This window comes from Propylenella binzhouense (assembly GCF_009866965.1).
Taxonomy (GTDB): domain Bacteria; phylum Pseudomonadota; class Alphaproteobacteria; order Rhizobiales; family Afifellaceae; genus Propylenella; species Propylenella binzhouense.
The window spans coordinates 1-9,661 of the sequence record NZ_SPKJ01000127.1; the positions used below are offsets into that span (position 1 = coordinate 1).

The window sequence follows — 9,661 nt, forward strand, 5'->3', positions numbered from 1 at the left end:
CGGGTTCCGCCGGCGGCCGGACCCGGGCACGGGCGCCGCCGCTTTTCCCGGCCGGAGGCCCGGCGCCGGCGGCCGGCCTGCCCGGGCCGACAGCCATGCAGCCGGCCTGGTCGTCAGCGTGGCATGGCCTGGTGGTCGGCGTCGTCCGGCTTGGTAGTCAGCGTCGTCCGGCCTGGCCGTCGGCATCGGCCCGTCCGCAATCCGCAACGTCCGGCAGGCGATCGGCGTCCTGGCGAGGTGGCGCGGGTTCGACCGGGATCGCCTCGCCGGGGAGCCGCATGTCGAAGGCACCGAGGCAAAGGCCGCCCGCCGGGGCGGATGGTCATCGGGGAGACCGGTGGCGGGTACCGGCCCGCCGAGCGGCACGGTCGCCGGGGATAGTGGCGGGCTCTCCCCCCGATGCCCTCCCCTGCCGCCGGGGCGGAGAAACGCCGCCGTTTTCCCCGGCTGATTGCCCGGCGGGCAGGAATCGGACGTGCGCGGCTTCAACGGGGAGGAGTGCCGCCTGATGAGGCGGCCGGAAGCCACAAACTGGCTCTCGCTTCTGGAGTTGGCCTCCGACCTGCAGAACGTCAGCCGCGCCTGCAAGGTGATGGGTTATTCCCGCCAGCAGTTCTACGAGATCCGCCGCAACTTCCAGACCTATGGCGCCGACGGGCTGATCGACCGGCTGCCCGGCGCCAGGGGGCCGCACCCCAACCGGGTCGCGGCCGAGATCGACCAGGCGATCCGCGTCGAGGGACGCCGCACCTGGTTCGAGACCATCGAGGAAATGCAGGCGGTTCTCGACACCTATCTGGAGGGCTACAATCAGCGGCGGCCGCACCAGGGCCGCGACATGAACGGCAGGACACCGGCCGTCGCCTTCATCGACAGCCTATTGAGCCCGCCACAGCAGAAGGAGGACAACTGAGCAGAAAGACGAACCGCCAAACAGGTCGCCTGAGCCCCGCTCATAGAAGCGGCACTGTCAAGCGATTACCCTCTCTGTACAGACGGATGTTTCGGGTTATGGAAAAGCGGCTCGACCAATTGCGCGCTCAAAAAAGACACGAAGAGAACTCGGAACCGTCAGCAATGGTATTGCTAAGTGAATAAAGTTTCTCTTTCCAATCTGAATTTTTGGTTTGAGCAGCCGACCATTCGATTTCCGATGCGAACAGTCTGCCGCAAAGCGAGAAATCATGTCGCAATAAAATGAAACAAGGATTTTCCCTCTCACGTAACTACTGTCAGGCGTCCCTGACAGGATCCTTAGCATCGCAACCCACTCGCCTTGCGACGGCATCCATTCGGTCTCGACCATTTCCCGAAACCTGTCAAAACTAAGACGACGCCTTTCGTAAGCGCCGCTGCGAAACTCAAAGAGCGCATTAACAGTGAGTCCGTCCAAACTAGGATCTATATCCTGCTGACGAATCAGCACAATGCCGGCCATCACGGTTCTCAGACGAGGTAGCACCGCTGTGGTGCTCCGCCTCCAGAAGACTCTGAAGCTTTCCAGCAACGGGTCGCCACTCATTATAGTATAGTTACGCTGTAGTACGTGAACTATTGCAGCCTCATTACAGACGTCCCATTCGATCGAATATCCATCGGTCACATATGTATCAGCTCTAGCATGATTTATGCCGATAAATTCGTCATGATCTTTATCAATGAAGTATAGAACGACGCATGTGTTTGGGTACTCCCGATCAATAAAATCTCGGGCGCCCAGAACTCCCCCCTTGCCGTCACACACTATAACTTGAATAGGATGATTACAAATAACCTTATCCCACATTTCTGAATAGTACTCTTCGTCTTCTTCGCCCTCCACAGCAAATATGGCAACGTATCTTCCAGAACCTATAGCCATTCGCAGTAATTGCTCCACGGCCTTCTGCGCTTGACGTCTCGCCCTCAATGATTCGAGATAGCTCATTGAGTACTCATGTGCTTCAGAATATCGACTGCATATCTGTCGAGATCATTATCAAAAATGAATGGCGAATGGGTCACCGCACCCAAAAATGCGCAACCCTGCGTCGCAGAAATGTCGGCGAGGAACCGCTGCTGCCAATCAACTGAAAGGGACAGCTCGGGCTCGTCGATTATAATGTAATTTCTTGTTCCTTCATCTAAGGTGAGATGTGAAAACAGACTTACAATTTGCTTTTCCCCAGACGACAAATCCTCCATCTGGATGTCGGAGGAAACCACCGATCCATCTGCTCGGCGGTCGGGGGACTCTACATATCTAATATAGAATTTGTAATCAATATTGTCAAACACAAAACGCTTACCATACAGGTACGAATTGCAGATCCCGACGAAATCACGCACGGGTTTTTCAAATTTATATATTCTTTCTCCTATATCTATTAAATATGCAATGTAATGCGCAACATACTTTTCGTTATTTTCAAGGTTTTTTTTGCCTTGGATCTTTTTGACCACGAGGTTTATATTGCTTCTATCGTCAGAGTTTAGTATAGACTCATCCACTCTTCGAAATACACCATCTAATGAGGCTTGGTCAATTTTCTTCGCAAGATCGCTGCTGTAGGTGTTTGCTTCATCTCGAATTACATCGCGCAAGTACTTAGTAGTGAGGCTGTTAACTTCCGATAACGCTTGCGACCGCAACTGCTCAAGTTTCTCAGCAATCTTCGCTTTTACATCTTCCATCCCGAAGTTAACAAGTTCAACATACACGTCTGCAGCGCCGCCTGGCTTTGCCCTACGACGAATAGCCTCTTGGATCTCATTCTCAATTTCCGGGAAAATGTTTTTAATATCTTTCTCAATTCGCCTGTAAGTTGGAAGGTATAATACCCGCCCTCCTAACTCAGCGGCGAAAAATTTCTGTATTTTAGCCAAGTTGTCAATCTCAATGTCTTCTGTGACATTGATTGACATAACTTCCCGGACGGCGAACTGGATCTCCCGTGTTACCGACAACGGTAAGTAACGAAGAGTAGGAAACCTGCTGATTTCCGCACGTGAACGACCGAGATCCAGTTCTGCGAAGGCTCGTATGTCATCCGGATCCCAGTGATGAATGATTTCATCCAAATAGCGAACGGGAACTTTGCGTCCAAGGCTCGTCCGACGCCGGCAGTAGGAAGATACTTCGGTTTTCTTAACCCGTATTCTACGCGTTGTAGTGCTAATAATGATTTCGTCAAAAACAATTTCGTCTAGCTTGACCCATTGGGAGCTGATAATATAGTAAAATGCGTTTAGAATTGTGCTCTTGCCAACGCCGTTGTATCCAACAATGACAATTCTGTTGTCCTTTATGGGAAGTTTAGCCGAATGGCGTCCAAACAGGCCTGAGATAGAGAAGTCTTTGAACCGGATCATCCTTGGTCACAGTTTGGGAGTTAGGCACTTGGGTTGCTAGGATACCATGCCAACTCGCATGCAGTCCAGACTAGATGTCGAGTGCGAAAACGCACTCCGGCCAGAGCAGCGATCGAAGCGATGCGTCCCATTCCGGAGTTCACCTGCTGCCGTTTTGTGATCTGCGGTGGAGACCGTCAAGGAGGCTAGACTTCATGACAAGCTCTTTCGCACTTGGATCTGGGACAGCGCGAGATCGCCGGGATTGTGGACGTTAGCTACTAGGTGGCAGCGAGGCGGTTCGAGAACGCTTTCGCCAAGCTCAACTCGCTGCTTCGACGAGCGGCAGAGCGCACCGTCGAGGCCCTCTGGGCAACTATCAGGCGCATCGCCGACACCTTCTCCCCAGCCGAGTGCGCCAACTACTTCAGCGCCTGCGGATACGATCCAGACTGATGGGACTTTGCTCTAGCTCGATCAAAACGCACCGTTGTTGATTGGGGCCTAGCTGCCTCTCGATGTGCGGTGGCCGCGCCTTCGCTTAGCCGCTTTGCGCCTCAGCAGGACGAACACGGCCGCGGTCTCGAGCCGGCCGAGATCCGCGCCTCCCCTCCTCCCGCTGCGCACGCCTCAGTAGGAGACGACCACTTCGAGCAAAGCCTGCCGGCCGGAGCGGGTCTCGGCGAGCGCGCGGGCGAGCGCGCCGGGAAGGGCCGCGCCGTCCTCCACCCGCTCGGCATGGGCGCCGTGCGCGCGCGCGACGGCGGCATAGTCCGGCGCGGGACTGAGCGCCGTGATCGGCATCACGTTCGCCGTCGCGGCGCTGCCGTCCGGATACATGTAGACGGTGGCCCGGCGGACGGCGTTCCAGATCCCGTTGTTGAAGACGACCGTCAGCAGCGGCAGGCCGAGCGCCGCCGCGGTCTGGTGGCAGGCGACCGGATTGGCGAACATGTAGGAGCCGTCGCCGACCGCCGCGATCACCTGCCGCGAGCGGTCGGCCACGAGCGCGCCGAGCGCGGCCGGCACGCCCCAGCCGAGGCCGCCGGAGAGGGGATTGGCGAAATAGCTCCTCGGCGCCGTGAAGGCCATCGCGGCGGGATCGACGCCGAGCTCGTTGAAGAGCGTGGCGCGCTCGCCCATCGCGTCGGAGATGCAGCGGCTGACGAAGGCCGGGTTCATCGGCGCGCCGCCGCCGAGACCGACGCGCTTCTCGACTGCGGCGGCCTGAGCCTCCTTCAGCGCGGCGATCCGCGCGCGCCGCTCCGCAAAATCGGCATCCGCCGGCACGCGCGCCGCCATCGCCTCGGCGAGCGCGCTGAGGCCCTCGTTCGTGCCGCCGGCAAGCGAGACGTCGAGCTCGAAGCCGCGCATCGGGACGGCGCGGAACTGCGGATCGGGTCCGATGGCGATCACCCTGCAGCCGGGCGCGAGCTCGACATGGTCCGGGATCCACGGCACCATCGCGTTGAGGACGACGATCACGTCGGCGTCCCTGACGAGATCGGCCGGCTCGCGGCCGACATGCATCGGGTGCGTGGTCGGCAGCGCGAGGCGCGTCGACCAATATTCGGCGACCGGCAGGGCATAGCGCTCGGCGAAGCGCGCGAGCGGGCCGAAATCCTCGCCGATCTCGGCGCTCTGAACGATCAGGAGGGGACGCTCGGCGGCGGCGAGAAGGTCCGCCGCCTTGCCGACGGCCTCCGCCCGCGGCGGCCCGTAGAGCGTCGGCGCGAGGACCGGCGGGCGGCCCCCGTCGCGCACCGGCTCGGCCAGCGCCTCGCGCGGGAGGCTGAGATAGACCGGCCCGCGCGGCTCGCTCATGGCGATGCTGATGGCGCGGTCGATCGCCGGGCCGGCCTGCTCGGGATAGCGCAGCTCGTAGTCCCACTTCACGATCTCGCGGATCATGCCGGCCTGGTCGCGCATCTCCTGGCCCCAGTGGATCGGGCTCGAGCGGCTGCCGAAGCGGCCCTTCTCGGTGAGCGGCGTGCGGCCGGAGCACATCAGCACCGGGACGTTCTCGGAGGCCGCATTGACGAGCCCCATGACCGAGTTGGCGAGGCCGACATTGACATGGACCATGACGCCCGCCGGCCGGCCCGACATCAAGTAATAGCCGTGCGCCATGCCGACGGCGACGCCCTCGTGCGGGACGATCATCGGCTCGGGCATGGCGATGCCGCTCTCGGCCGAACGGGCGAAGGCCTCGATGATCGACGGGAAATCGGTGCCGCCATTGGCGAAGATCACGTCTATGCCCGCCGCCTTCATGTGGCCGAGCACGGCCTCCGCCGCAAACGATCCCTCCGGCCGCGTATGCTTCATCCGTCTTCCTCCCGGCGCCCTCGCCGGCCCTGCCGGCTCTTCTTTCCGGGCTCAAGGCCCGGCGCTCCGACGGGATGTCCGGCGCGGGCCGGGCCTCCCGGGCCGTTCGGCCCGAGACACCCTTTAGATCGCCCGTGCGCCGCCGTCGACGGCGATGACGGCGCGCCGCCCAAGCCCGGCAGATGCGGCGGCGGGCGGGGCGGATCCCGCCGCGGATTGCTGCATTGCACAACGGGTTCGGATGCGCGAGATTGCACCGCACATGGTGGACGCAACGCTCCGGATCCTGGTGATCGACGAGGACGCGGTCCGGGCCTCGATCATCGAGGACGGGCTGCGCGAGGCGGGCTATGTGCGCGTCTCGGTCATCACCGAGATGCGCGAGCTCCTCCGCCAGATCGTCCAGGCCGACCCGGACGTGATCTTCATCGACCTCGAGAACCCGAACCGCGACGTGCTCGAGCAGATGTTCCAGGTCTCGCGGAGCGTGCGGCGGCCGATCGCGATGTTCGTCGACCGCTCGGACACCGCCTCGATCGAGGCCGCGATCGACGCCGGGGTCTCGGCCTACATCGTGGACGGCCTGCGCAAGGAGCGCGTGAAGCCGATCCTCGACATGACGATCAGCCGGTTCAATGCCTTCAACCGCCTGCGCGAGGAGCTCGACCGGACCAAGCAGGCGCTCGAGGAGCGCAAGGTGATCGACAAAGCGAAAGGAATCCTCATGCGCAGCCGGGGCATCGGCGAGGAGGAGGCCTACGCCCTCCTCCGCCGCACCGCGATGAACGAGAGCCGGCGCGTGGCGGACGTGGCCCAGAGCCTCGTCACCGCCGCGAAGCTCCTCGGATGAGGCCGGCCGTGGACGCGCGGGCGACGGCGGACATCCGCCCCGGGGGCGGCGGTCGGGAGGGCGAGGGCCGGGAGGGCACGACCGTCACGATCGGGTTCATCCCGCTCCTCGACTGCGCGATCCTCGTGGCCGCCGCGGAGAAGGGCTTCGCCGAGGCCGAGGGGCTGGCGCTCGCGCTCGTCAGGGAGACCTCCTGGGCGAACATCCGCGACCGCGTGGCGCTCGGCCATTTCGACGCCGCGCACATGCTGGCACCGCTGCCGATCGCCTCGACGCTCGGCGCGGGCGGGCACATCAACGCGCCGATGATCGCGCCGTTCTCGCTCGGCCTCGGCGGCAACGCCATCACGCTTTCCGAGCCGCTCTTCGCCGAGCTCGAGGCCGAGGGCGCGACGCTCGCGGACGGCCCGGCCGCCATGGCGGAAGGGCTCGCCGCGCTGGTCGCCCGGCGGCGGCATTCCGGCGCCGCGCCGCTGACGCTCGCGATGGTCCACCCCTTTTCGGGACACAATTACGAGCTGCGCTACTGGCTGGCGGCGGCCGGCATCGACCCCGACGAGGACGTCCGGCTGGTGGTGCTGCCGCCGCCCTTCATGGTCGATGCGCTCGCGGAGGGGCAGGTCGACGGCTTCTGCGTCGGCGAGCCGTGGAACTCGCTCGCCGTCGCACGCGGCGTCGGCGCGATCGTGACCACGAAATCGGCGCTGTGGCGCCAGGGACCCGACAAGGTGCTCGGCCTCAGGCGGCGCTACGCCGAGGAGCATCCGGACCGGCTGGCGGCGCTGCTGCGCGCGCTTCACCGCGCCGCCGCCTGGGCCGGCGATCCCGGCAACCACGAGGCGCTCGCCCGCCTGCTCGCGACGCCGGCCTATCTCGGCGGCAGCGCGGAGACGCTGCTGCGGGCGCTCGGCGGCCGGATCGTGCGGCGGCACGGCCAGGCCCGGGACTTCGTGCCGGACTTCCTCGTGCTCCACGACCACGCCGCGAACTTCCCGTGGCAGAGCCACGCGCTCTGGTTCTATTCGCAGATGGTGCGCTGGCGCCAGATCCGCTTCGATCCGGCCGACGCGGAGACGGCGCGCATGGTCTACCGGCCCGACCTCTACCGGGCGGCGCTCGGCCCGCTCGGGGCGGACCTGCCCAATGCCAGCGCCAAGGTGGAGGGGGCGCTCCGCCATCCGACCCCGGTCGCCTCCCGCTCCGGCCGCATGATCCTCGGGCCCGACGGGTTCTTCGACGGCCGGCTGTTCGATCCCGACGACCTCGAGGGCTACCTGCTCGGGCTCGGCGTGCCGGTCTGAGCATCGTGCACTGCCGAAAATTTCCGCGCTGGTGCACAATAGTTGATCTTGCCGTGTGCTGCCGCTGCAAATAGCCTGATGCTGCTCGATCGGACGAATATCCAGCCGCCGAGCAATGTGGAGCGTGAACCAACGAAGGTTCCGCACCATCCAGTTCTCCCGATAGACTGAAGACGCGCCCGTCGCCGGGGCGTCGTGGCATCGCCGCCGATCACCGTACTCCATCCGGAGCACGACTGATCTGGCGGCTTTCTTTTTTCGCGCCCACACCGAGGACGAGGAGAGGCACGTGAGAGGCTCAGGACGAAAAGGCGGCTTCGGCGCGCGGCTCGCCGGCGCGGCAATTCTCGCCGTCCTCGCGACGCAGGCGGCGCGCGCGGAGATGCTCGTGCCCGAGAAGGACGAGCTCACCTTCGGCTTCATCAAGCTGACCGACATGGCGCCGCTCGCCATCGCCTACGAGAAGCACTTCTTCGAGGACGAGGGGCTCTATGTCCGGCTCGAGCCCCAGGCGAACTGGAAGGTGCTGCTCGACCGCGTCATCACCGGCGAGCTCGACGGCGCGCACATGCTGGCCGGCCAGCCGCTCGCCGCCACGATCGGCTACGGCACCAAGGCCCATATCGTCACGCCCTTCTCGATGGACCTCAACGGCAACGGCATCACCGTGTCGAACGAGGTCTGGCAGATGATGAAGGCGAACGTGCCGGCCGGCGCCGACGGCAAGCCGCAGCATCCGATCAGCGCGAGCGCGCTGAAGCCGGTGGTCGACCGCTTCCGGGCCGCGGGCCGGCCCTTCAACATGGGCATGGTCTTCCCGGTCTCCACCCACAATTACGAGCTGCGCTACTGGCTCGCGGCGGGCGGCATCCATCCGGGCTTCTACGGCCGCAACGACACGGCCGGCCAGATCAAGGCCGAGGCGCTCCTCTCCGTGACGCCGCCGCCGCAGATGCCGTCGACGCTCGAGGCCGGCACCATCTCCGGCTATTGCGTCGGCGAACCCTGGAACCAGCAGGCCGTGTTCAAGGGGATCGGCGTGCCGGTCATCACCGATTACGAGATCTGGAAGAACAATCCGGAAAAGGTGTTCGGGATCACCGCCGAATTCGCCGAGAAGTACCCGAACACCACGCTCGCCATCACCAAGGCGCTGATCCGCGCCGCGAAATGGCTCGACGAGAACGGCAACGCCAACCGGCCGGAGGCGGTCGAGATCCTGAGCCGGCCGGACTATGTCGGCGCCGACGCGAAGGTGATCGCCAATTCCATGACCGGCACCTTCGAGTACGAGAAGGGCGACAAGCGGGCCGTGCCGGACTTCAACGTCTTCTTCCGGCACTACGCGACCTATCCGTTCTACTCCGACGCGGTCTGGTACCTCACCCAGATGCGCCGCTGGGGCCAGATCCCCGAGGCGAAGGACGATTCCTGGTACGACGCGACCGCGCGCTCGGTCTACCGGCCCGACATCTACCTGAAGGCGGCGCGGATGCTGGTCGACGAGGGGCTCGCGGAGGAGAGCGACTTCCCCTGGACGAGCGACGGCTACCGCGCGCCGACCGCCGCCTTCATCGACGGCCTCACCTATGACGGCCGCAAGCCCAACGCCTACATCGACGCGCTCCCGATCGGCCTCAAGGGCGCCGACGTGATCAGCGGCGGCGAGGTGACGGGCGGCTGAAGCGCGCCCGCACCGCCATCCCATCCCAGAGCCAGGTTCGACAGCCATGACCACAGCCGACCAGTTCGTCCTGGAGGCGCGCGCCGACGCCGCCCGCGCCGCCCGGCGCGAGGCACGCCTCGCCCGCATCGACCGGATCGCCCGCCCGCTCGCCGCGCTCGGCCTCGG

General features: G+C 63.9%; 6 protein-coding genes and 2 pseudogenes. 5 read left to right on the plus strand and 3 right to left on the minus strand.

All coding sequences use genetic code 11. From position 1 onward, the window contains the following. Nucleotides 1-508: 508 nt before the first annotated feature. Nucleotides 509-706 (plus strand): annotated as a pseudogene (locus tag E4O86_RS20790) (helix-turn-helix domain-containing protein); the annotation flags it as partial. Between the two features lie 303 nt (nt 707-1,009). On the opposite strand, the gene E4O86_RS20795 reads toward E4O86_RS20790, so the two are convergent. Further along, nucleotides 1,010-1,927 (minus strand): DUF4435 domain-containing protein, encoded by a 918-nt coding sequence (locus tag E4O86_RS20795; RefSeq protein WP_161142467.1) that lies wholly within the window; start codon nt 1,925-1,927, stop codon nt 1,010-1,012. Then, nucleotides 1,924-3,351 (minus strand): AAA family ATPase, encoded by a 1,428-nt coding sequence (locus E4O86_RS20800; RefSeq protein ID WP_161142468.1) that lies wholly within the window; start codon nt 3,349-3,351, stop codon nt 1,924-1,926. Before E4O86_RS20800 ends, E4O86_RS20795 begins: the two co-directional genes overlap by 4 nt. A 282-nt stretch (nt 3,352-3,633) precedes the next feature. On the opposite strand from E4O86_RS20800, the pseudogene E4O86_RS20805 reads away from it, so the two are divergent. After that, nucleotides 3,634-3,786: pseudogene (locus E4O86_RS20805) on the plus strand (IS630 family transposase); the annotation flags it as partial. Nucleotides 3,787-3,960: 174 nt separating this feature from the next. Here E4O86_RS20805 and E4O86_RS20810 read toward each other — a convergent pair. Further along, nucleotides 3,961-5,658 (minus strand): thiamine pyrophosphate-requiring protein, encoded by a 1,698-nt coding sequence (locus E4O86_RS20810; protein ID WP_161142470.1) that lies wholly within the window; start codon nt 5,656-5,658, stop codon nt 3,961-3,963. Between the two features lie 262 nt (nt 5,659-5,920). On the opposite strand from E4O86_RS20810, the gene E4O86_RS20815 reads away from it, so the two are divergent. The 3 genes from E4O86_RS20815 to E4O86_RS20825 all read left to right on the plus strand — a co-directional run bounded on the left by E4O86_RS20815 (nt 5,921) and on the right by E4O86_RS20825 (nt 9,493). Beyond that, complete coding sequence (locus E4O86_RS20815) at nt 5,921-6,508, plus strand: ANTAR domain-containing response regulator (protein ID WP_161142472.1); 588 nt, start codon at nt 5,921-5,923, stop codon at nt 6,506-6,508. Further along, nucleotides 6,505-7,809: a CmpA/NrtA family ABC transporter substrate-binding protein gene (locus tag E4O86_RS20820; RefSeq protein ID WP_161142471.1), complete on the plus strand. Its 1,305-nt coding sequence runs from the start codon at nt 6,505-6,507 to the stop codon at nt 7,807-7,809. The genes E4O86_RS20815 and E4O86_RS20820 overlap by 4 nt, the downstream gene beginning before the upstream one ends. 289 nt (nt 7,810-8,098) lie before the next feature. After that, nucleotides 8,099-9,493, plus strand: a complete 1,395-nt coding sequence (locus E4O86_RS20825; RefSeq protein WP_425500147.1) for a CmpA/NrtA family ABC transporter substrate-binding protein — start codon at nt 8,099-8,101, stop codon at nt 9,491-9,493. Nucleotides 9,494-9,661 lie beyond the last annotated feature (168 nt).